Raw genomic sequence first — 23730 nt, forward strand, 5'->3', positions numbered from 1 at the left:
TTATGTCAATAGCCGAGGTGTTTAGGTAGTTTAGTTACTCTAGATCAATTTTTTATAAAAAATTCAGCTTTATTTTTTTACTTTTTTATTGTTAGAAATCTAATTATTTACTGCAGAACTTTGGTACTTGTATTGTTTTAAATTTGAGCGCTAAGTGAGTGAATTAACAGCATTTTGTTGGGCTTTGTGTTTAAAAGTGTAATCAAAACGTTATCAAATGTTACCCATTGTTTTTGTTTAACTAAAAATTTACATAACCGATTCCTTATTTTACCTATTGTAATGAATTTAGCGCTGTTTTATAAATAATTGACTGGGTTGTTTTGTGAACATTGTAATAAACAATCAAAAAACATAATAAAAATAATAAATAAATGAATAATTATAACAAGAGTCCAAAATAGGGAAGAAATAATATGTCTAATAAATTCCGTACGGGAACTTTAGCGTTAGCAGTTAGCATGGCGTTAGGTACTGTATCTGCATATGCTGCAGAAGATGATGCCAAAGCAGTAAAAGAAAAAAGTGTTGAACGAATCGCTGTTGTTGGTACAAGATCTGCTCCTAGATCTGTTGCTGATTCACCAGTACCCATTGATATTGTTGGTGGTGATGAACTCGGTAAAAATGCGTCAAGTGATATGCTTGATATGCTGCAAGGAGCAATCCCTTCATTAAATGTTCGCCAACAACCAATATCTGATGCCGCATCTTTTATTCGCCCGGTTAACTTACGTGGTTTGTCATCAGACAGTACGTTAGTTTTACTTAACGGAAAACGACGTCACAGGGCTTCTGTTATTGCCTTTCAAGGTGGTGGTGTAAATGATGGTGCCCAAGGTCCTGATATTTCGGTGATCCCTAGTGTTGCGATAAAACAAGTCGAAGTGCTTCGAGATGGTGCTGCTGCGCAATATGGCTCAGATGCCATTGCTGGTGTACTGAACTTTGTGTTAAAAGACAGTGCAGAGGGTGGCTCAATTTCGGTAAAAGCAGGCGAATATTATGAAGGTGACGGTGGCTTATTGGTCGTTGATGGTAATATTGGTATGCCGTTTACCGATGATGGCTTTGCTAACTTAAGTTTTCAGTATAAAACTGCCGAAGCCACTAGTCGAAGCGTGCAACGTCCAGATGCTCAGGGATTAATAGATGCAGGTAATACGGCTGTAGCTAGCCCAGCAATGGTTTGGGGTAATCCTGAAATTGAAGATGATATTACACTTTTTGCTAATGTCGGTCTTGATTTAGGTAATGATAACGAATTTTATATGTTTGGTAATTATTCTGATCGTACAGCGACCGGTGGTTACTACTATCGTAACCCGCAAAACCGTGGCGGTGTCTTTAGTAAAGATGTTTTCGATTATGATTGGGATCCAGATGGTGATGGTACAAATGATCCAACTCGTAAAGTTTGGTTAGTGGGAGATATGGCTGGAGCAGGAATGAGTGGCTGTCCAACAGATGTTACTTTGGTCAATAATGTTACCGGTGATAGTATCGATAATATTCTTCTAACGCCTGAATATGCACAAGTGGCAGCAAGTGAAAATTGTTGGGCGTTTAATGAAATGATGCCTGGTGGTTACACGCCACAATTTACCGGTGTCATTAATGATGTTTCTTTGACTATGGGCACTAGAGGTGAAATTAGTGGTGGATTCTTGGATGATGCTTATTATGACATAAGTGGCTCAGTAGGAAGAAACAAGTCAACTTATACCCTAGTCAACACAGTAAACCCATCCATGGGGGCATTAAACACTAGCCAACCTAATAACGCCTTTGAAGCGGGATCTTATATTCAGTTAGAAAAATCTTTTAATTTTGATCTAGTCAAAGGTATTGATATTGGCTTAGACGACATGATGAACTTTGCAACGGGTTTTGAATGGCGCCAAGAGAGCTTTGAAATAGTCTCGGGAGAACAAGCATCATGGCAACAAGGTCCTTTAGCGGATCAAGGTTTTAGTGTTGGCTCCCATGGTTTTGCTGGTTTCTCGCCTGAAGCTCAAGGTATAAATTCTCGTCAAAGTATTGCCGTCTACGTTGATGTGGAAGCATACGTTACTGAAGATTTCTTATTGGGTGCAGCCATTCGCTACGAAGATTTCTCTTCTTTTGGTGATACCACTAACTATAAATTAACTGCACAATATCAACTAACTGATGAATTTTCACTACGTGGATCTCATTCAACGGGCTTCCGTGCGCCAACGGTTGGTCAAGCAAATGTAGTTAATACTCAAACATCACTTGTTAATGGTGAATTAATTCAATCGGCAACCTATCCGCCAACACACGTTGTTTCTGCACAGTTGGGTGGTGTTGAGCTTGACCCAGAAGAATCACAAAGTTTTGCATTTGGTGCAGTATACCAAAGCGGAGACTTCTTTATGACGGTTGATGCTTATAGTATTGAAGTAACCGACCGTGTAGCTCAAACCGATAAAATATTTATCACTCAAGCAGATGTTGATGCGCTACAAGGTAAGTACCCAAGCCCAGAATTATTATTAGGCGGCTCAGTTACTTTCTTTGCTAACGATTTCGATACCCAAACAACAGGTGTTGATGTAGTGATGAACTACGGTATGGAATTAATGGAGGGTGATACTAAGTTTAGTCTTGCTTATAACTACAATTCAACTGAGGTTGAGGATGCTGGTTTATTTACTTCTGATTTTAAAGTTCGTCGTTTAGAGGAAGGTATTCCTGAACATCGTGGTACGTTAACAATGGCGCAAAGCTGGGAAAGTGTCAGCATGTTTGTTCGTGCTAACTACTTTGGTGAATGGTTTGCAACCCATGCAGATGAGCCTGATGTTGATAGCTCATATGGCTGGTCAGAAACGGCTGGATCATCGTTTACTTTAGATGCAGAAGTCAGCTATTACTTTAATGATAACTGGGTACTTTCTGTAGGTGCTAACAACATTCTTGATACAAAAGCACAAGAGTTACAAAAAGATGGTGGTGCTTACGGTGTTGTAAGCGGTGTCTATTACGAAAGTGGGCCATTTGATTACAGCGGTGGTTTCTACTACGTAAAAGCAACTTATAACTTTTAGTCTTTAATGTATTTGAAGGCAGCCGTGGCTTAAACTGTTAAGTAGTTATTTCTTACTATCTACTTTTTAGCATTTAGGACAATTATAACCATAGGCTGTCGTTTTCTTTAATGAGCATCATTTTGATGCTCATTTTTTATTTTATTCCCCTAGTTTCGAATACCAATTCTATTCAATTATTGCCCACTTGTGCTGGTTAAAACACTCCAAGGCAGCGTTGTTCTCAATTCCAATAGCCAGCTATTAGTCAATCGAACGCCTTGCTTTGATTTGTTTTTTCTGCGCACAACAAGATCACGAACTTAATGGAATTGGTATAATACTTAACTTTTCAGTATTTCTGTCAAAGGGCCTGCTTGCTCAGTCTTTTTACTTGTTTTCGGTTTAGCCAATACCACTAAATTACCCGCTAACATCAAACCTAAACCGGAAAAAGTGTAAACATCCCAGACAAAGCCTTCAACAAAGCTTGAAATAACCACAGCTACTGCCGGAAACATAATCGTTGCATAAGAAGCTTTATGTGCACCGATACGAGCGAGTAAAGTTAAATAACAACCAAAGGCGATAACTGAGCCAAATATTGATAAATATAATAATGAACTGATATAAGGCAGGGTAAAGGAGAAGTTAAAGGTTTGCCCTTGTACTAGTGCAAGTACAAACATAAATAAAGAGCCGTACAACATACCCCAAGCGGTAGCAGGTAATACAGGCATATTATTATGCTGATTTTTAATTGAAATCATGTTGCCTGTTGAAGCAAACATTACGCCAACCATGCACAAACCTAGACCCAATAAAGTACTGTCAGCAAATTCAGTATTGCTTACTTGTGGCCAAAATAAAGTGACAATACCAACTAAACCTAGTGCGCCACCAAAATAAACTTGGCTGGGAATGCGGGTTTTAAACCAAATACGAGCGTTAATTATATTGGCTATCATTAGGGTGGAAAAAGCAATACTGGTTAAGGCCGAGTTGATATGTGCTTGCGCGTTATAGAGTAAATAATAGTTACAGCCAAATAAGGTTAAACCAAAGGCGAACAATTGCACATGTTGCTTGGCGGAAAAGGACAGCGGTAATTTCTTAAAGCGACAGTAAGCAAACATAATTAACGCAGCTAAGCCAAAGCGATAAACAATCGACACTACAGGGGCGACATCACCTAATTGATAATTAATGGCAATCCAAGTTGAACCCCAAATAAGTACTGTGATCACATATAAAAGATTATTGCTCATTAAATTTAACACCCCATAACTGAGAACTGACCGGATAAGGGTGACATTGTAATGATAGTTTGATTTAATAACATATACAGAAAACTGAAAATGTAACCTATACAGTTTTAGGTGGTCAAACACCTATGATGAGAAAAATAAATGAAATTATTAGATAAAAGTTCTTCTGCATACTTGTATCAGCAAGTGATTGATTTTATAGAAAACCAACAAGAGATTGGCGCCTTGCAGCCCGGTGATAAATTACCTAGCTTACGAAAATTAAGCCGCCAGTTCGAAATCAGTGTGCCAACAGTCAAACAAGCTTATATTGAATTAGAGCGACAAGGTCGGGTAAGTGCCAGGCCACAATCGGGTTATTACTTACAAGCAGCGCAAGCAAGGACGTTAAAACCACGACCGGCTAAATGGGCACAATGTAAACCTGCAGAAGTTCAAGGTCGCAGTATGATTGAGCAAGTGCATGCCGCCGTACATTTACCCGATACGGTTGCTTTGGGCATATCTAATCCTATTCAGGCACACCCACCAGATAAAACTCTCGCCAGATTAATGCGCTCGGTGTTAAGCAAAGTGTCGGAAAAAGCAGTGAGTTATGGCCCAGTTACCGGTGATGCCAAATTACGTATGCAGTTGGCCTTTAGGTATCAAGATCAAGGTGTAGAGATACATCCTGATGATATTGTTATCACTAATGGTGCACAAGAAGCACTATCCATTGCACTACAATGTGTAGCCAAACGCGGTGATATTATTGCTATCGAATCGCCGTGTTTTTTTGGTATTATCGAATTGATTGAAACCTTAGGCATGAAAGCCTTAGAAGTCTATACTTGCACTGAAGACGGCGTTGGTTTTGACGAGCTATCACAGGCAATTGAACAGCATAATATTACCGCTTGTTTATTTTCTACCGCCATCAATAATCCGCTCGGTTCAATGAAATCTGATGAGCAACGCCAAGCTATGGTGATGTTGTTAGAGCAACATGATATCCCTTTAATTGAAGATGATGTTTATAGCGAAATATACTTCACCGACAAAAAACCAAAACCAGCACAGTTATACTCTGAAAAAGGGTTAGTGATGACCTGTTCGTCGTTTTCAAAAACAGCGGCACCAGGTTATCGTATTGGCTGGTTATTGCCAGGCAAGTTTGAGGAACAAGCCAAGCGAATTAAGCGGGCACAATCCTGTTCTACCTCTATGTTGCAGCAGTGGACCTTAAATGAATACTTGCTTAGCGGCGATTATGATCGCCATCTTTGTGTATTGCGCAAAAACCTAGCGTATAACTGTGAGCGAATGCGGGCGTTAATTGCTGAACACTTTCCTAAGGAAGTATGTATCTCAAAACCACAAGGGGGCAGTGTGCTTTGGCTGCGTTGTCAATCACATGTCAATACCGGTGAGTTTTTTCAACAAGCGTTAACTCAGGGCGTTAGTTTTGCCCCTGGAGCAATATTTTCTCCCTCAGGAAAATATCAAAACTATATGCGAGTTAGTTTTGGTGTGAAATGGGGGCAGGACGTTGAACAGGCGATTAAAACCTTAGGCGCGTTGGTTTTTGAATTCACCGGTCAGCAAAAAATATTACTAGCAACTAAGCAAAAACAAACGAACAGCAAAATAGGCAAGTTGGTGCAAGGATCATGACAACAGAACTTAAAGTATCTTTAAGGTTATTATTACCGCTATTAGCGGCTGTTTTAGCGATTTCTCCGCTAGCTGTTGATATGTACCTACCTGCAATGCCAACCTTGGCTGAGCACCTCAATACGCCAATGAGCATGGTACAGAATAGCTTGAGTGTTTATCTACTTGGTTATGCGTTGGGTTTAATTTTATTTGGCCCTATGGCGGATAAATATTCGCGTCGAAAATTAGTCATACTCGGCATTGGCGGTTTTGTTATTTGCAGTTTATTACTGCCGATGGTCAATAATATTGAACAATTTTTAACTGTCAGGTTTATGCAGGCTTTTATAAGTAGCGCCGCGACTGTGGTCGTACCGGGTGCTGTGCGTGAATATTACGGCAAAGATACGGCAAAAGGGCTTTCTTATGTCAGTATGATCATGATGTTAGCACCTATGGTAGCGCCCGGTATTGGCAGTATCTTGTTACTTAGCCATAGCTGGCAGCTAATTTTTTATGTACTAGCGGGCTATAGCTTTATCGTCTTATTGTTAGTGATGAAGTATTTACCTGATGCCGCTAATATCGCTAATGTAGGAGAGGTGAATAAGCCTGTTAAGATAATCGTGCAATTGAGCTTTATTCAGCGTTATAAAATAGTCTTGGGTAATGTTGAGGCAAGGTTAGATATTATTACTTCAATGATGATATCACTGGCTTTCTTTGCTTACATTACCGCTATTCCTTATGTCTATTTAAAGGTCTTTGCTGTCTCTGAATACACATTTAGTTTGTTATTTGCGTTGAATATTTTCGCCTTAATGATCGCACATTTTACCAATACCCGTTTAGTGGTACGTAAAGGTTCAAGAGTCATGTTGCGCTGTGGTTTAGCCCTAGCAACGTTAGCTGCAACAGCTTTAGCTTTGGTAAATATATTACAATTACCCTTAGTGTATACAGTGGTAGCGATTTTTCCGTTAATGGGCAGTATCTCCTTGATCGCGGTAAATAGTGATGCCTTAATTCTTACTAAATTTCCCGAACACTCGGGTACGGTTACCGCGGTCATCGGTACACTTCGATGGGGCATAGGGGCTTTAGCTGGGCCTATTCTGGCTTTCTTCTATGATGGTAGCGCTAAACCGTTTGCCTTGTTAATGTTTTTCGCTGTGTTGGTAGTGTTATGCTGTCAGCTAATCGTTTGGTTTAACAATAAAACTAGTACCAAGATGCTTAATAAAAAGGTTCAATAATGAAAAATATTGCAGTTATCTTAAGTGGTTGTGGTGTTTATGATTTATAGGATGACAGTGAGATTCGTCAGGATTTCCAACTCTGTTAGCACTCGCTAATATTATGCCGTCAACTAACTGTATGGTTTAGCAATAAAAGTAGTTTGAATACAAAGGTATTTACTAAAGGAATTAAAAATGAAAAACATAGCGGTTATCTTAAGTGGTTGTGGTGTTTATGATGGTAGTGAAATTCATGAAGCAGTATTAACATTACTGGCGATAGAGCAGCAGGGCGGACAATATAGTTGCTTTGCCCCCAATATAACGCAGCATCATGTTATAAATCACCTTAACGGTGAAGTCAGTAAAGATGAGAGCCGTAATGTCTTGGTTGAAGCCGCGCGCATTAATCGTGGCGATGTCGAAGATTTAATTGAATTACGTGAGCAAGACTTTGATGCCATCATTTTTGTTGGTGGTTTTGGCGCAGCAAAAAACCTCAGTAGTTTCGCTTTAGACAATGATAATTATAGTGTTAATGAACAAGTACTTCTCGCGGCTAAAGCCTTTGCTAAGGTAGAGAAACCAGCTGGGTATATGTGTATTGCTCCTGCTATATTGCCCCTTGTTTACCCTGCTGGGGTCAAAGGCACTATTGGCAAAGACAATGCTACGGCAGCATTGATTAGTGCTAAGGGATTAACTCATATTGAGTGTAGTGTCGGTGATGTTGTGATCGATGAAGCCCATAAAATTGTAACTACACCTGCGTATATGCTAGCTGAATCGATTAGTGAAGCAGCAGTTGGCATTAATAAATTGGTAAAATATGTACTCGCTTTTAGCAAGTAGGTGTTGTTTTTGATGGCTAAACCATCTAATAATTTCTCCGATAAAATAGCTGTGTATTTAGCAGCAAGCTCGTTAATAATAGTTTCAATGGCGCTAAGCGCTTGTCAAAGTCAGGCGATTGAAAAAAACATGACCACTAAACATAATAAGCCCAGCAAAACATCGCTCTCTGCAAAAGTTGCCTTTACTGAGTTCGAGCAACAAATAACGCAAAGAATGTCCCTTGATATCCGTTACTATTGTGCTGATATTAATGGCAAGGCAAGTGTGCCGACGTCAAAGCATTGTCGACAAGCCGTTACTGAACTTCCTCAAGCACTAGCACAACTAATCAGCAGCACTAGTGTTGGCGGTATTGTGCTATTTGCCGAAAATGTCCAAGAAATAGCGCAAGTAGTTAAGCTAACGTCTGACATTCAACAAGCAGCTGTTAAGTCAGTTCAAGGTAAGCAGCTAATTATCTCAATGGATCAAGAAGGTGGTCGAGTGGCTCGTTTTGCTAAAATGACCGGCTTTGCTGGCAATATGGCCATTGGTGCTAGTTACCCCCAACACGGTACGCACTTTGCTACGCAAGTTAATGCGGTGATTGCTAAGGAACTAAAAGCCTTAGGTATCAATAATAACTATGCGCCAGTGGTTGATGTGAATACCAATGTTGATAATCCAGTGATTAATACTCGCTCTTTTGGTGAGTCCCCTCAGCAAGTCGCTGAGCTGGGCGTTAGTGCCGTTAATGCTATGCAAGCACAAGGTGTGATGGCGACCCTAAAGCACTTTCCTGGGCACGGTGATACCCATGTGGATAGCCACCTAGGTTTACCGCGCGTTGATCATGATAGAGCTATTATAGATAAAGTTGATCTTGCCCCTTTTGCTTGGGCAATTAAACACGCTAAGCCAGCGATGATCATGACGGCTCATATTCAATACCCAGCACTGGATGACAGCATTTTTTTCAGTCAAAGTGGTGCACAACTTATTCGTCCGGCAACTATGTCCCGCAAAATTTTAACTAACCTGCTCAGGGAAGAAATGGCATTTGACGGCATTATTGCCACCGATGCCCTTGATATGGCCGGCGTGACTCATTTTTTTACCGATGTTGAAGCTGTGGTGGAAACCTTTATTGCTGGCGCTGATCTTGCGGTTATGCCGTTTAAAGTTAGAACACCAAAGGATATTGCCGCATTCAATGTCTTTATAAAAGATGTCGCCAAGGCATTAACACAGCGTATTGAACAAGGTGATTATAAATTAGCTGAATTTGAGCAGTCAGTCGCCAGGCTCAACAAGTATAAAAAGCAATATGCAGCAATGAGTAATGACTCACTAACACAGCAAGTGATAACAGCCAAAGCTATTATTGCTAATGCTAATGCTCATCACATAACTACCGAGCAAGCGCTTGCTGATGCAGCAGTAACCTTATTGAAAGATGATCAGTTGTTACCGCTTGATATGTCAAAAGTTAAAAACTTGCACTTTATTGTGGCAAATCAACAGGAATTAGCGGCACTCACTTACGCCGCAACTACAGCCTTAGCAAAAAAACATACAGAAAAGCAGCTCACGGCGATTAAAATAAGCCATTTTATTGCTGATACTGACCGATATGATGCACAAGCAGAGAGAGTACTTGCTAAAGCCGATGTTGTTATTGCCACGGTTGATATTAAAACCGCAAGTTTAGTAGACTTAGGTGGTATGGATGACTTAACACCGAGTTATGGTAGTGCCGCTGCACAGCGACAAAAGCTAACTTATTCAACATTATTGAAACAGCAGCTCGCGCTCGCTGCAAAGGCAAGTACACCAACAATACTTATTGCTAAAGGTTCACCTTTTTTGATAAATGAGTACAGTGAATTTGTCGATACTGTTTTGCTAAATTTTGATGATAGGATTTATCAAGATAATAACCAACAAGCGATCAGCCCTGGTTTCAATGCCAGCATGGCGGTTATTGTTAATGAGGGTCTAGGGCAAGGTGAACTGCCCGTCACTTTGAAAAATTAGTCAGCTAGATAGCTGCTTAGTTAGAGCAATCAGCTAACGTTAGCAGGAAGTAATATACCAATTTCACTAAGTTATCGCCCATTTGTGCAGGTTAAAATAGCCCAAGACTACGTTGCTCTCAATCCCAATAGCCAGCTATTGGTCAATCGAGCGCCTTGTCCTGAAATATTTTCCCCAAGCACAACAAGATTCACAAACGTAATGAAAAGGTATTAGATCAAAAAGCCGCATTCCCTATAAGAGAATACGGCTTTTTATGGTGTTACTTTTGGCTAGAGCTATTATTAGCTGACTTCAGTGTCACTCTGCTCTTGTACTTGCTTATCTGGCGTTTGGCCTAGCCAGTCCATCATTAATTCGTAACCTATGGCTAAAACGACTGCGCCAACAAATAAGCCAATGATACCAGACAGTAACATACCACCAATGGCACCGAGTAAGATAACCAGCATAGGTATGCTCATACCGCGACCTAAAAATATTGGCTTTAAGAAAGCATCACTTGCGCTGACTATAATGCTGAAAATTAAGAATGCTATGGCTGGCGTGGTGTCTGCGACCGAGAAGTAATAAGCAGCAATCGGGCCTAGTACTAAAATAGGTGGTAGCTGGGCTATGGCTAAAATAAGTACCACTATTGCCCAAATGCCAGCGCCTGGGATATCAGCAATCATCAAACCTACGCCAGATAATATTGATTGAATTACCGCAACACCAAGCACGCCGGTGGCAACACTACGAATAGTGGCAATGGTGGTGTTGATAGTTCTATCGCCATTTTCATTCATCAAACGGCGCATTAGTTTACTTACACCTTGATGTAGTGGCGCCGATTTAGCCATAAAGACCACGGCAATCATCAATGAAACGATAAACTGTAAAATACCGCCACCAATACCAGCTACCGCTGATAATAAGGTACTGGAAAGTGATTTAATTTGTTCAGGATATTGCCCAGCAACTTTTTGAATATCTTGAGAAGCATCTTGCCAAAGTTTATACAGCCATTCGCCTACTAATGGCCACTCTTTTACACTTTCATTGGCGGCGGGAATTTTCAGTGTGCCCTCTTCAATACCAGTATAAACATGCTGGGCAGAATCAATGGCTGATGAAGAAAGGTTTATTGATGGTCCGGCAATAAGCGATATACCGACTAGGGCGATAATGGTGGACGCCATTTTTTTATTGCCTTTAAGCAGACTGCTTAGCTTTGCGTGTAATGGGAATAAAGCGACCGCTAATATAGCTGCCCAAATGGTAATTAAAATAAAGGGGCTAACAATAGCAAAGCACCATAAAAAAATCATCGCCATGGCGCCAATCTTAATGGCTAGGTCAATAACCCGGCGGTTAAATGCCTGATCCGTGGTTAACTCTTGCAGGTTTTTCATCTTCTATCCTTTGCGTTATTATTTTTGTGTGTGTTGGTATGCATTATTATTGGCGTAATATTGTTAGCGCCGAAGTTACTCATATGGGAGCCGACTAGACTCGCCACTAAAATGGCCATATAAAACTGACCGACTATGGCTTCGAAATAGACTAAAAATCTTGAAATAGGTAACTGCGGTGAAATATCACCAAAGCCTAAGGTAGTGATGGTAACAAAGGAGAAGTAGATAAAATCAGGAAACAAAGTAAACCAGGCACTATCACTACTGATATTAGTAAAAGAACCAGGAAAACTTAGCTGAACTAGGGTGTATAGTACCGCCCAAATTAGCCCCATTAATAAATATAAACAAATGGCCCCTAATATTTTATTACCATCAATATCACCGGTAAATAATACTTGCTTGGCGGTGCGCAAGGCGCTGGAAATAAGAAAGCTCAGTAAAAGCAGCAAATACAATTGATCAAAACCGGCATCATCGAGCCAGGCGCCAAAAAAAGAGAAGAATAAAATAGCTAGCGGGAAAATAAAGGTTTTGCGCAGGACAAAATCTTTAGAATCTACGCCCCAGACAGCCACTAACAAGGTAACTATGATGGCTGATTGTACCAAACGCGGTACTGAGTCATCAAAAAACTGTTGCGCTAATGAGGTGCCTAATAATAATAATATTAAAGCGAAAGTGAGATAAATAAAATTATCTTGGCGAGTCATTGTTTTCAAGAGCGTTCTCTTTAATTTTATTTGGCGCTAGGTAAAGTCGTTAGTGCATACTTGTTATTATTAACGTATCTTCGCTCGTGATGGACGAGTGCGACTATTTTTAGTGGGTCTAACCACGACAATATTACTATGGCTACGATAACTATTTCCATAATACATTGGGTAGCCATACCCAGAGCCATAACCCATACCATAACTAACAGAGCCACTTACATGGGTATTTTCACAAGCAGTGATGGATAAGGCGGCAATAACAATGATAAATGTCAGTAATAGGGTGCTAAGCTTTTTCATTATTCACTCTCCTGCTGCGTTAAGCCTAACAATGCGCCATTAGGGTCGGTTATGATGGCTAAACTGTTACCTGTGGGTTGATAAATAACTTTTGCGCCATTCTTGATAGCTTTAGATAGTATGCTGGTGAGACTATCAACTTCAACAAAGTTTACCCAGCGATCTCTTTGCTCAAAAGATTCTGGTAGCTTGACAATACTGGCTTGCACCATACCTGCTTGAATCAAATAAAAACTATCTTTTTTGCTATTAATTGCCTCAATCGAATAATCAAATGTATCTTGGTAAAACAAAGCCGCTTGTTTGGTATCGGTACTGAATAGTTGCGCCCAATCCCATTTATTACTTATGTTCTTGTGGTTTATATTAGAAGGGTCTAACTCAAGTAGTGCAATAACTGCTCCTTGCGGATCAGCTAATACAGCTCTTTTACCATAAAGTTTAAAATCATGAGGTGCTAATATAATACTGGCATTGTTCTTAGTAGATAATTCACTCCTACTTGATACGTTATCGGTATCAATACTACCTACCCATAGGGCATTATCAGTTTTATTACGCTTGGAATCACGGGCAAGTACGCCAGCAATAGCCTGGCCATCATCGTAGAGTATGTGATATTTAGCTTTATCTTTGGCAAACTCTTTAACCGTCCAGCCAAAGGTGTTTCGGTAAAACTTAAGTGAGGCATCGACATCGCCTGTGTAAAGGTCAGCCCAGACTAATTTTCCATGTTGTTTTTTTATTACTTCTTGCTCAGCCATAGTTGATTTCGTGGCAAACGAAACATGACTATTTAAAAGTAGTGGTAATAATAGTACGACAAAGAATTTACTAATTACTTTCATTTTGATTTCCATATTTATATAACTTATTGATATTACTATATTGCTAAACTAATAACAGCCAAAGACTTGCTTGATATTATACCGAGATTGCAATACGCGGCATTGCTCCTTCATCGCTATCTATTTGCGGCTTACAGAATAAAATACGCGATGAGTCGATGTTACCTTGTTCAATTAAGTAGTCTTTAAGGGCATGTTCGCGTTGCTCACCCAGCTCGAGTAAGCGCTTTATATCGGCTTTGTCACTAACACTAACTCCAGCCTTAAGGTCAATGTCCGCTGGTGTACTAATAGCGCAAATCGTTACTCTGGTATCTTCTTTATCCTGCATCAAGGCGATAAAGTCGTGTAAATAATCGCCTTGTTGTTCATCAGGTTCGATTTGTTTCTCCTGATAATCTAAGTCATCAAAACGTAACTTTAAGGCAAACTCACCAGCCGTTATGGCGAAAGAAACTATGTTGGCGTAGGGCACAAAAGTGGTCAGTAGGTAATCTTGTGTGGCGGACATAATGGCTTTTTTGGTGATTAAAGTAACGATACTGCTTAAGCCAAATTTAGGGTCTGAAGTTGAGCCACTTAGCGGTACGTCTAGCTCTACATTGCCATCACTATCTTTTAGCATACCCATAGCCATATTTAATGGCAATGCGCCTTGATCAATCAAGCTACCGGCTTCTTCACTGTCCACTAAGCCAGTTTCTAAGGCTTGTAATAAGACTACTACGTTACCATCGAGTTCATCGCCAGTCAGTGTTACGTCTAAGGCAGTATTGAGCTGTCCAGTTTTAACTTCAAGGCCAGTAGATGCTTTTAAGTAGGTCGAAATTGCGGGCAGTGAAAACTCTTTGAAATCGCCTTTAACATGGAAGCTTGTTACCGCTGAAAAAGGTTGCAAATAACCCGTTAAGTTAAAATTAGCGTATTTATTACTACGACCGACCAGTGTATAGGGGGTTTTTACTTGTTGTTTTTCTGTAGCATTGCTTATCGCGCCAACTTCAAGGGTATCAATAAATAAAGTACGTTGATAAATAGGGTCAACACTGAAGTCGGTAAATTCGAGTGCGTTATCATTGATAAAACGTAGCGCTTGCAAGCTGAAGGTAAAACCTTGGTCACTTATGTTTGCTAAGTTTTCTGTTTGTTTTTTTTCAATAGCGGCTAATTCTTTAACTGCTCTAGGCTCAACAGCTGCTTGCTCAACTTCTTGGCTTCCTAGGGAAATTAAATTAGCAATATCTTTATTTTCTTTAATAATAATTGCACCCGTTAACGTGTCAAAAATAATATTTTCGATAGCGATGCTTTTTTCATGAATGTGCAGGTCATTTAAGGTTAGCTGTTTAAGTTGTAGTACTGGCGGGAGCTTAACAATATCCTCGGCGGCAATCTTAATACCATCTTCTGCAGAGCGCTGGTTAATCTTATCAATGGCCTTTTTAGCTTGGGTATCGGTTAAAGTGGCTTTTTTAGAAAATAAAAATTCATCCAGTATTATATCGGTAATATCAATGCTGGGTTCATCGTCTAAAGTAAAATTGATATCGGCTAGCTCAAGCTGTTTAAAGGCGGCTATTGTCGCTTTACTATCCTTTTGGCTAAATATCGCCTCAGCTAATTTTATGCTGCTATGACCTGTTAGGTGAGTAAGGCTGTTACCTTGTAAATCTATGGCCAGATCAGCGAGATTATACTCAAAGGACTTAAGCGAAAAGTTTTGCTCTGGCAAGCCTAATAACATTTTTTGAATCGTTAACTTGGCGTTATTAAGCCTAAAGTTAACACCTTGCTCGCCTATGGTGAGTGATTGTTGGCTGTTAAACGACAGTGAACCTTTCAGATTGGTAAGTTGTTCAATGTAGCGAGCGAGATTTTCAATGGGGTAACTTTCTAAACGAACAGTGCTGTTGATCTCACCTTTACCGGCGGTTAATTCCATATTGGCAGAAAGGTTTAGCTGAGTTTTGTCAATCAATGCGGTGAGCAAGAAGCTACCTGTTTGCTGAATTTCATTGGCTTTTATCTGATTTAATGCCAATTGCTCTATTTCGATAAGATGGCTTTTACTTTTTTGGCTGCCAGTGTTTATTGCTATTTCAATACTAAATTGCTGTAAAAGGAATTTAGGTAGCACTAATTGATAAGGGGTGTTTTCTTGTGTGTCTTCAACAAATGTTTCAATAATTTCTTCAGCGGCGGCTTCTTCAGCTTTAACTTCGTCGGTTATCTCAATGCCGGCAATAACTAATTGCTTATCATCTTGAGTTACCTTGAGATGACCTTGAATTAGAGAAAACTCACTGACCACTATTTTATCAAAGGCCAACTGCCATAACTCAACTTGTAGCTCGAGTTTTGCTAGGGAAAAAACACTTTCTGGCTGCTCATTTTTACTGCTGATTACGTCGATATCACTCAAGGTTAGCCGCATTAAAAACGGGTTAAAGCGTATGCTAGCATCGTCAGATAAGTGTAACTGCTGTTCGGCTAAAATAGGGGCGATAAAGTGCTTGGCTATCGGTGAAGAAATTAACCAAATAAGAAAAAACAAACCTAGGTATAAGGCTAACAGTACTTTGAAAATTTTATGAGTAAAAAAAGACAGCAAATTTGCCATAATTCAGGACTTTCCTTGTTAAGAATTAATATTTAAGATGTTGTTAGGTATGCACTTGGAACCTTAAAATAAAGTGGAATATAATTTACAGAATTTTATAGAAAGCATACAATTGTGATCTAAAGGTTAATTTGGTAATTAACTGTTATTTAACGTGGTTTAGGATATCATTTTCATGGAAATCAATATAGAAAAAATAGAACATTATGTGCAAATGCTCGGTGAAATGGGTTTACAGTTCGGTGTACAGTTTTTATTAGCGGTTGTTGTTTACCTCGTTGGTAACTTCATTATTAAAAAGCTGCTTAGCCTGGTTGAATTAGGCTTATCGAAGAAAAAAGTTGAAGTTACCTTACATCGCTTTTTATTAAGTATTTTAAATACTTTATTAAAAGCCATTCAAATTATCATTTTTGCTTCCATGATTGGTATTCAAACCGCTTCGCTTATTGCTGTTTTAGGTGCTGCAGGTTTAGCTATAGGTTTAGCGCTACAAGGTAGCTTGGCTAACTTTGCCGGTGGTGTGTTAATTCTATTGTTTCGTCCGTTTAAAAATGGTGATGCCATTAAAGCGCAGAGTTATGTAGGTATTGTTGAAGAAATTCAAATATTTAATACCATACTAAAAACTTTTGATAACCAGCGTATTATCATTCCTAATGCTTTGTTATCTAACGGCTGTGTAACCAACATCAATGTTAACGGCACCCGTCGTGTTGATATGGTTTTTGGTATTGGCTATAACGATGATATTACTAAGGCTAAAGCACTCTTACGTGCATTACTTGAAGCCGATGAACGTGTTCTTAAAGATCAAGCCATTGATATTTGGGTGGGTGAGCATGGTGAAAGTTCAGTGAATTTATTTGTTCGCCCATGGACTACAGCTGAAGATTATTGGGGTGTTTACTTCGATATGATGGAAAAAGTGAAAATTGAGTTTGATAAAGCTGGCATCAGCATTCCATTTCCACAACGTGATGTGCATATCCATCAAACACCGAGTGCTTAATTATCGGCAATAGTACTTAGTCGAATTGCGCTAAAAAGCCTATATCAGTTTACTGGCATAGGCTTTTTTATTAACTCGGCGTAAGTTGCTAGGTATTCTTAATTAGGTATCCTTAACTCGGTATAAGTAGCTAGGAATTTTTAGCTCGCCATCTTTAGTTGACCATTCTTTATTAATGAGAAAACTCTATATGATTAACAATACTCTAAAATCATCACTACTTAGTGCTAGCTTAGTATTAGCGGCATGTGGTGGTGAAACTGACCAGCCGGCCAAACAAGCTGGCAGTTCAATAAAACCATTTAGCGATCAACAGCAACTTGATCAATTAGCCAGTCAGCTAGTGGTAAAGTATCAATTTTTAAGTAATGTTGAAACGGATTGCCCCCAGCATAACGGCAAGGCAGTAAAATACTGCTATAGCGCAGAAATTCATTTTGATTTAGCTATGGCTGTGACTGACACTAAACAAGCTTATTTTAGTGATGCTCAGGCTTGGCAGCTCAACTTTTCCCAGGTTTACCCCGCATATGCTAGCAGCAGCGAAGTCTTTGACTTGCAACACCTTAATGGTGATATGCATCAAATCACGCCGAAAAATAACTTTACTGGCTTCAACGCTGGCCAGAGTCAAAAAATTAAATTATGGGTTAAAAGCACTCTGATTAGCGAATCAGAGTTAATGCCTAATTATTGGTTAGCTATAGCAGGTTTATCACCGGCGATTATCGCCAGTACGACAACAAAAATCGCTGCGGAAACGGGTTTAGAGTTGCAACCTTGGGTGGTACCCTTTAGTGATACCGTTAAACAAATAAAATCAGCACCCGATGACATCAATCAATATGCATCAACTACCTGGCTTTATAATAATGAGCCACAATTAGCCCTTGATGATAGTCATTTAGACTTTGCCATTATACCTACACCTAAATCCGTGGTGGTTAAAGATAAGCTAGCGCGCTTAGATCTTGCCTCAGGCTTGCAAGTTACACTGAGTGGCAACATTAAATATGTTGCATTGGCCGCCGCATTTGAACGTTTAGCGCAACTGGGTATAAAAGAAAATCAAACAGGCGTTGTTATTACTATTGCCTTGAATGATAAAAAGAATGCTGATTGGCGTGCCGGTCATTATCAATTAATCATTAATGACAGCGCTATCATCATTCAGGCGCAGGATAGCACAGGGGCATTTTATGGCTTACAAAGCTTAGCCAGCTTAGTGACTTTGGGGTCAACACTGGTTCCTTTAGTGAATGTTGATGATCAACCTCATTATGAATATCGCGGTCAACATATTGATGTCGCTAGAAACTTCCACAGCAAAGAATTTATCTTTTCTCTGATCAAACAAATGGCTGCCTATAAACTTAATAAATTACATCTTCATTTGGCTGAAGATGAAGGCTGGCGTCTAGAGTTACCCAGTTTACCTGAGCTAACGCAAGTCGGCGCTAAGCGCTGTTTAGACTTATCAGATAAGCAGTGTCTGCAGCCACAATTAGGCGGCGGTGTCAGTGACAGAGATGGTTATTATAGTGTTGCTGATTACCAAGAAATTCTTCGTATGGCGAGTAAACATCATATCCAAGTTATTCCATCGTTAGATATGCCAGGACATTCAAGAGCCGCTATCAAGGCGATGGAAGCGCGTTATCATTATTATATGAACAAGGAGAATGAAGTTGCAGCTAAACGTTATCTGCTAACCGACTTCGATGATAAAACTCGCTATAGCTCAATTCAAAACTATAACGACAACACCTTAAATATTTGCATGGAGTCGACTTATGCCTTTGTTGATAGGGTATTAGAAGATTTAAAGGCCCTGCATCAACAAGCTGAACATCCGTTAGCGCTTTATCATATAGGCGCAGATGAAACCGCTGGCGCTTGGCTTGAATCACCGGTTTGTCAGGCCTTGATTGCCGATAAAAGTAATGATTTTGGTGATGCCAAGCATTTAGGCGCACATTTTATTGAGCGTGTCTCACATATGGTGGCCAGTAAAGGCATTGCTGTAGGTGGTTGGAATGACGGTTTAAAAGAAACCGATGTCACTAAGATGCCAACGAATGTTTATTCTTATATTTGGGATGCGCTGCCATGGGGGGCTCATAAACAAGTCAGTGAGCAAGCCTATCGTAATTGGCATGTTATTTTATCAACGCCGGATGTGCTGTATTTTGATTTTCCTTATCAAGTCGATCCAAAAGAGCGCGGTTATCATTGGGCCTCAAGGCGCGTTACTACCCGCTCATTATTTAATTTTATGCCTGATAATTTACCTATTCACGCTGAGTTTCGCTTGGACACCTTAGGTAAAAATTATATCGCTAATGATAAGCCGCAAATGGATAAGTCGGGCAATATAATACATCAACCTCTACCGAACAACTTCAGCATTAGTGGTATTCAAGGGCAATTGTGGAGCGAAACTGTGCGTAGCGATGCACAGGCGGAATATATGATCTATCCAAGACTGTTAGCGTTGGCGGAGCGTGCTTGGCATCAAGCCAGTTGGCAAGTGCCTTATAATGCTAACGGTGGCCAATACAGTAAAGGCAGCAATGTTTTTAACCAGCAGTTACGGCAAGTAAGGGATAAAAAATGGTTAGCCTTTTCACAAACTATTGGTAAAAAAGAGTTAGCTAAATTAGACCTTGCTGGGGTGTTTTATCGAGTGCCGACAGTGGGCGCGAAAATTGACGGCGGGGTGCTATCGGCCAATACCGCTATTAAAGGTTTGCCCATTGAATATCGAGTTAACAGTGGTCAGTGGCAAGCTTATCAATTGCCAGTAAAAGTAAATGGCGGTGTTGTGCAAGTTCGTGCCCGTACCTTAGATAAACAACGGGCTGGTCGAACTATGAAGGTAATAAGATAGGGGGGGGAACGGTACCATAAACTCAATGAGGATATATCGAAAAATTCAACGATAGCTAACTAGGCTTGTTGCATTTGATTTTTCGAGCAAAAATAGTTAGTTTTTATCGTCTTTAAGTTTTTAATTAGGTGATTTTTTAGAGTGAAAGCAAACGACTAACACAAGTTATTACGTACTATTTATTTATTGTTTTTGTGATAGGATAGAGAAAAATAAAAAATAAACTTAAGTTATGGAAAACCTGTTTAGACAAGAAGTTATTGAAAATAAGAATCATCGCTTAGAGGGTAAAATAAGCTTGGTTCAGCCTCCTATATTTAAATCACTAACGCTATTACTGTTAATCATAGTCGTTATCAGCTTAGTGTTTCTTTCGTATGGCTCATATAGTAGAAAAGAACGAGTTAGTGGAGTATTACAACCTGATTTAGGCTTAGTTAAGCTCATGGCCCCACAATCAGGAGTTTTAGTTGAATTATTTGTTTCCGAAGGGCAGTCGGTCAAACAAGGTCAATCCATATTAAGAATTAAAACCGAAAAGTATGGTGTAGGAGGCGTTGAAATAAATCAGTCGTTGATTAATCAATACCAATTTCAACTTAAAAACCTACAACATTTATACCAACAACAATTTTTACAAAACGAATTGCAAAATAAAGAGTTGCAAACAAACCGTGTAAGCTTATTAAAAAGATTGAAGCAGTTAATGCTTCAAAATGAGCTTTTTAACAAACGTATAGCAATCAATAAAAGCATTGTTGAACAAATATCAAGCTTAGCCAGCACTGGCTATATCTCTGAGATAGAGCTTAAAAGGCAAGACGATACTTTGCTATCGCTTAAACAACAATCTTCCGCGATTGAGTCAGAAAGCCTACTGTTAAATAATCAATTAGAAATGATTGATAATCAATTGATTCAGCTCCCTATAGAACAAGGGAAAACAACATCAGAACTATCACGGCAAATAGAAAACATTAAAGTGCAATTGTCTTCAGTCAAGCAACAACAGCTTGGTGAATTAAAGGCACCAATCGATGGAGTTATTACTGGACTACTAATCAAAAAAGGCAGGAATGTTAGCTTAGGGCAAAATATTTTAACTATTTTACCTAAAGGCAGTGAGTTACAGGGGATTATTTATGTACCAACCTCCGCATTTGGCTTTATTGAAGAGGGGCAAGCAACAACTATCAGGTATCATGCCTTTCCCTATGAGAAGTTTGGCCTTTATGATGGTCGCGTAGCAGAAATAAGTGCTACCGTTATTTTACCAACAGAAACAGAAACACCAAATATAATCTCACAGCCATCTTATCGAGTTGTTATTGCGTTAGGTACAGATAAGGTGAATGCCTATGGTAAAGAAATACCTTTAAAATCAGGAATGATGCTTGAAGCTGATATTGTCATTGAAGAACGCTCCTTAATTCGTTGGTTATTTGATCCTGTGTTTAGTATTGGAGGGAGATTGTAATGACAACGGATGTTACTGATAAACTGCAATTTTGGTCGAGAAAAAAACTGAGTATTATTATTCAGTCTGAAGCGGCAGAGTGTGGCTTAGCGAGTTTGGCTATGGTGGCAGATTACCACGGCTATAAAACTGATTTAGTCTCAATACGGCAAAAATTTAACTTGTCACTTGGCGGCGCCACCTTACATGACATTATGCAATTTGCACAAGCATTACACTTAACTTCTAGGGCTTTGAAAATAGAACTAGAAGATTTGCAAAGCCTGCAAACCCCTTGCATCTTGCATTGGGACTTAAATCACTTTGTCGTGTTGAAGTCAGCTAGTAGCAAATCAATTGTAATACACGATCCAGCTTACGGTGAGAAAACATTAAAAATGTCAGAGGTGAGTAAGCACTTTACTGGTATTGCTTTAGAATTATCACCGACCAGTAGCTTTGAAAAAAGGGAGGCTAAACCCAGTTTAAAGTTTTCAGACTTTTGGAGCAAAATCACAGGTTTAAAAAAATCGCTATTATTAGTTTTTACCCTATCAATGTTATTGCAAGTCTTTGTCTTGGCAAGCCCTTATTATATGCAGTTGGTCATTGATGATGTCATCCTCACGGCGGACACTTCGCTCTTACTTGTACTGGCCATTGGCTTTTTCTTGGTTTTATTATTTGAAATAGCAACCAGTGCTTTAAGAGGGTTTACCTTATTACACTTCGGTAATCTAATGAATATCCAGTTAGGTGCTAACTTATTTCATCATTTAATTCGATTGCCTATGCAATTTTTTGAAAAACGTCATATGGGGGATATTGTTTCTCGATTTGGCTCGCTGCAACAAATCAGGCAACTACTAACCACAGGTATTACCGAAGCCATTATTGATGGACTAATGGCAATAGTCACTTTTGCCATGATTATGATCTACAGTGCTAAATTAGCAATAGTGGTTTTAATCACGGTATGTTTATATGCATTTATTCGACTATTAATGTATCGCCCTTTTAGAAATATTAGTGAGCAGGAAATAACAGCCAAAGCAGAAGAAAATAGTCACTTTATGGAGTCTGTTCGAGCCATGCAAACTATTAAATTATTTGGCTCAGAAGTAAAGAGAGAAGGCCAGTGGCAAAATCGCTATGCTCATAGTATTAACCAGAGCATTCGTTTAGGTAACTATGAAATTAGTTTTACCTCAATCAATCGATTATTATTTGGTTTAGAAAATATTGTTGTTATTTACCTTGCAGCTAACTTAGTGATTTCGGGTGGTTTCAGTACAGGTATGTTGTTTGCTTTTATGGCTTATAAGCAGCAGTTTATGGGGAAAATGACCAGCCTTATTGAAAAGTTAATTGAATTTAAAATGTTAAGTTTACATTTTGAACGTTTAGCGGACATAGCACTAACTGAAAAGGAGCCCCTGGAAGCTAATCAAGTAACCAATAGAGCCATAAAAGGAGCGATAACATTGAGAAATGTTTGTTATCGCTATAGTGATGCAACCCCTAATGTAATTGATAATTTTAGCCTAACTATTAAAGCGGGTGAATCTGTAGCTATTACGGGTCCATCGGGGTGCGGTAAATCAACCTTGCTGAAGTTAATCTTAGGGCTTACTTCGCCGCAGCAAGGTGAAATATTGATTGATGATATACCGCTAGCTCAACTTGGCCATAATCAATATCGCCGACAAATTGCCGCTGTAATGCAAAGTGATGAATTGTTATCAGGCTCTGTTGCCGACAATATTGCTTTTTTCGAATCCCCCATTGATATGGCAAGAGTTATATATTGCGCAGAGCTGGCCGCTATTCATGATGATATAAGTAATATGCCCATGGGCTACGACAGTTTGATTGGTGATATGGGCTCGAGCTTGTCTGGTGGACAAAAACAACGAGTTATTCTTGCTAGGGCACTCTATAAAAAGCCAAAAATATTATTTATGGATGAAGCAACCAGCCACTTAGATACTGCCCTTGAAGCTGATATTAATGAAGCTATTAAGCGGCTAGATATTACTCGGATTATTATTGCCCACCGTAAAGAAACTATAGCCTCGGCAAGCAGAGAAATACGCTTATCAAAACAGCAAGTCTCTTCAAAAATTAACGAGATGACTAACTAATAAAAGTCTATCTATACAGGCTAGGGAGACCTTAGCTTTATTTTCTTGATGAATTACTAATTTTTTAGATGAATAGTATAACCTCTATTGTTATAGGTTATACTCGCTCAACTATAAATAGGCTTTGTAGTTGATTTTTTATTGAATTGTAGCTCCATAATATGACCCGAATGTTCATGTTGAAGGCAATTTGAGCGATAATTCCAAGGGTTTAACAATTTACAGTTGATTAGTCTGGTTGGTTTAGGAAGGAAATAAGATACTTTTTATTGTGTTAAA

At 39.2% G+C, this 23730-nt stretch carries 15 protein-coding genes; 9 read left to right on the plus strand and 6 right to left on the minus strand.

What is annotated here, in order from left to right; genetic code table 11:
- Window positions 1-416: 416 nt before the first annotated feature.
- Window positions 417-3074, plus strand: a complete 2658-nt coding sequence (locus HRT55_RS05495; RefSeq protein WP_291619488.1) for a TonB-dependent siderophore receptor — start codon at window positions 417-419, stop codon at window positions 3072-3074.
- 323 nt (window positions 3075-3397) lie between these two features.
- Here the strand turns inward: HRT55_RS05495 and HRT55_RS05500 are convergent, their stop codons facing one another.
- Window positions 3398-4321, minus strand: coding sequence for a DMT family transporter (locus HRT55_RS05500; protein WP_291619490.1), 924 nt, complete (start codon window positions 4319-4321; stop codon window positions 3398-3400).
- A 141-nt stretch (window positions 4322-4462) separates the two neighbouring features.
- On the opposite strand from HRT55_RS05500, the gene HRT55_RS05505 reads away from it, so the two are divergent.
- The 4 genes from HRT55_RS05505 to HRT55_RS05520 all read left to right on the plus strand — a co-directional run bounded on the left by HRT55_RS05505 (window position 4463) and on the right by HRT55_RS05520 (window position 10068).
- A complete protein-coding gene (locus tag HRT55_RS05505) occupies window positions 4463-5977 on the plus strand; it encodes a PLP-dependent aminotransferase family protein (protein ID WP_291619492.1) in 1515 nt (504 codons plus the stop codon).
- Entirely contained in the window at window positions 5974-7215 is a 1242-nt protein-coding gene (locus tag HRT55_RS05510; protein WP_291619493.1) for a multidrug effflux MFS transporter, read from the plus strand. Before HRT55_RS05505 ends, HRT55_RS05510 begins: the two co-directional genes overlap by 4 nt.
- A gap of 177 nt (window positions 7216-7392) precedes the next feature.
- On the plus strand, window positions 7393-8049 hold the full coding sequence (elbB, locus tag HRT55_RS05515) for an isoprenoid biosynthesis glyoxalase ElbB (protein WP_291619494.1): 657 nt from the start codon (window positions 7393-7395) through the stop codon (window positions 8047-8049).
- A gap of 12 nt (window positions 8050-8061) precedes the next feature.
- Window positions 8062-10068, plus strand: a complete 2007-nt coding sequence (locus HRT55_RS05520) for a glycoside hydrolase family 3 N-terminal domain-containing protein (protein ID WP_291619496.1) — start codon at window positions 8062-8064, stop codon at window positions 10066-10068.
- 284 nt (window positions 10069-10352) lie between these two features.
- Here HRT55_RS05520 and HRT55_RS05525 read toward each other — a convergent pair whose 3' ends face one another.
- The 5 genes from HRT55_RS05525 to HRT55_RS05545 all read right to left on the minus strand — a co-directional run bounded on the left by HRT55_RS05525 (window position 10353) and on the right by HRT55_RS05545 (window position 15949).
- Window positions 10353-11462 carry an AI-2E family transporter gene (locus HRT55_RS05525; protein ID WP_291619498.1) on the minus strand — a complete coding sequence of 370 codons (1110 nt, stop codon included), beginning with the start codon at window positions 11460-11462 and terminating at the stop codon, window positions 10353-10355.
- On the minus strand, window positions 11459-12178 hold the full coding sequence (locus HRT55_RS05530; RefSeq protein WP_291620419.1) for a potassium channel family protein: 720 nt from the start codon (window positions 12176-12178) through the stop codon (window positions 11459-11461). Before HRT55_RS05530 ends, HRT55_RS05525 begins: the two co-directional genes overlap by 4 nt.
- A 69-nt stretch (window positions 12179-12247) precedes the next feature.
- Window positions 12248-12481, minus strand: a complete 234-nt coding sequence (locus HRT55_RS05535) for a hypothetical protein (protein WP_291619500.1) — start codon at window positions 12479-12481, stop codon at window positions 12248-12250.
- Complete coding sequence (locus HRT55_RS05540) at window positions 12481-13329, minus strand: VOC family protein (RefSeq protein WP_291619502.1); 849 nt, start codon at window positions 13327-13329, stop codon at window positions 12481-12483. Before HRT55_RS05540 ends, HRT55_RS05535 begins: the two co-directional genes overlap by 1 nt.
- 76 nt (window positions 13330-13405) lie before the next feature.
- Complete coding sequence (locus HRT55_RS05545) at window positions 13406-15949, minus strand: DUF748 domain-containing protein (protein WP_291619504.1); 2544 nt, start codon at window positions 15947-15949, stop codon at window positions 13406-13408.
- A gap of 175 nt (window positions 15950-16124) precedes the next feature.
- Between HRT55_RS05545 and HRT55_RS05550 the strand changes: the two genes are divergently transcribed.
- From HRT55_RS05550 to HRT55_RS05565, 4 genes are all read left to right on the plus strand, one after another.
- The gene (locus tag HRT55_RS05550) at window positions 16125-16961 is read left to right on the plus strand and encodes a mechanosensitive ion channel domain-containing protein (protein WP_291619506.1); all 837 of its coding nucleotides are present in this window, start codon (window positions 16125-16127) and stop codon (window positions 16959-16961) included.
- 190 nt (window positions 16962-17151) lie between these two features.
- Window positions 17152-19851, plus strand: coding sequence for a family 20 glycosylhydrolase (locus HRT55_RS05555; RefSeq protein WP_291619508.1), 2700 nt, complete (start codon window positions 17152-17154; stop codon window positions 19849-19851).
- 232 nt (window positions 19852-20083) lie between these two features.
- The gene (locus HRT55_RS05560; protein ID WP_291619510.1) at window positions 20084-21328 is read left to right on the plus strand and encodes an HlyD family efflux transporter periplasmic adaptor subunit; all 1245 of its coding nucleotides are present in this window, start codon (window positions 20084-20086) and stop codon (window positions 21326-21328) included.
- Window positions 21328-23451 carry a peptidase domain-containing ABC transporter gene (locus HRT55_RS05565; protein WP_291619512.1) on the plus strand — a complete coding sequence of 708 codons (2124 nt, stop codon included), beginning with the start codon at window positions 21328-21330 and terminating at the stop codon, window positions 23449-23451. Before HRT55_RS05560 ends, HRT55_RS05565 begins: the two co-directional genes overlap by 1 nt.
- Window positions 23452-23730 lie beyond the last annotated feature (279 nt).

Origin of the sequence: Colwellia sp., assembly GCF_013214175.1 — a bacterium.
In the GTDB taxonomy this organism is placed as follows: domain Bacteria; phylum Pseudomonadota; class Gammaproteobacteria; order Enterobacterales; family Alteromonadaceae; genus Colwellia.

Coding starts and splice junctions, on each gene's coding strand:
- HRT55_RS05500 (WP_291619490.1), bottom strand. CDS start 4,321: ATGAGCAATAATCTTTTATATGTGATCACAGTACTTATTTGGGGTTCA.
- HRT55_RS05560 (WP_291619510.1), top strand. CDS start 20,084: ATGGAAAACCTGTTTAGACAAGAAGTTATTGAAAATAAGAATCATCGC.
- HRT55_RS05495 (WP_291619488.1), top strand. CDS start 417: ATGTCTAATAAATTCCGTACGGGAACTTTAGCGTTAGCAGTTAGCATG.
- HRT55_RS05530 (WP_291620419.1), bottom strand. CDS start 12,178: ATGACTCGCCAAGATAATTTTATTTATCTCACTTTCGCTTTAATATTA.
- HRT55_RS05545 (WP_291619504.1), bottom strand. CDS start 15,949: ATGGCAAATTTGCTGTCTTTTTTTACTCATAAAATTTTCAAAGTACTG.
- HRT55_RS05505 (WP_291619492.1), top strand. CDS start 4,463: ATGAAATTATTAGATAAAAGTTCTTCTGCATACTTGTATCAGCAAGTG.
- HRT55_RS05540 (WP_291619502.1), bottom strand. CDS start 13,329: ATGAAAGTAATTAGTAAATTCTTTGTCGTACTATTATTACCACTACTT.
- HRT55_RS05525 (WP_291619498.1), bottom strand. CDS start 11,462: ATGAAAAACCTGCAAGAGTTAACCACGGATCAGGCATTTAACCGCCGG.
- HRT55_RS05550 (WP_291619506.1), top strand. CDS start 16,125: ATGGAAATCAATATAGAAAAAATAGAACATTATGTGCAAATGCTCGGT.
- HRT55_RS05535 (WP_291619500.1), bottom strand. CDS start 12,481: ATGAAAAAGCTTAGCACCCTATTACTGACATTTATCATTGTTATTGCC.
- HRT55_RS05510 (WP_291619493.1), top strand. CDS start 5,974: ATGACAACAGAACTTAAAGTATCTTTAAGGTTATTATTACCGCTATTA.
- HRT55_RS05520 (WP_291619496.1), top strand. CDS start 8,062: ATGGCTAAACCATCTAATAATTTCTCCGATAAAATAGCTGTGTATTTA.
- HRT55_RS05565 (WP_291619512.1), top strand. CDS start 21,328: ATGACAACGGATGTTACTGATAAACTGCAATTTTGGTCGAGAAAAAAA.
- HRT55_RS05555 (WP_291619508.1), top strand. CDS start 17,152: ATGATTAACAATACTCTAAAATCATCACTACTTAGTGCTAGCTTAGTA.
- elbB (WP_291619494.1), top strand. CDS start 7,393: ATGAAAAACATAGCGGTTATCTTAAGTGGTTGTGGTGTTTATGATGGT.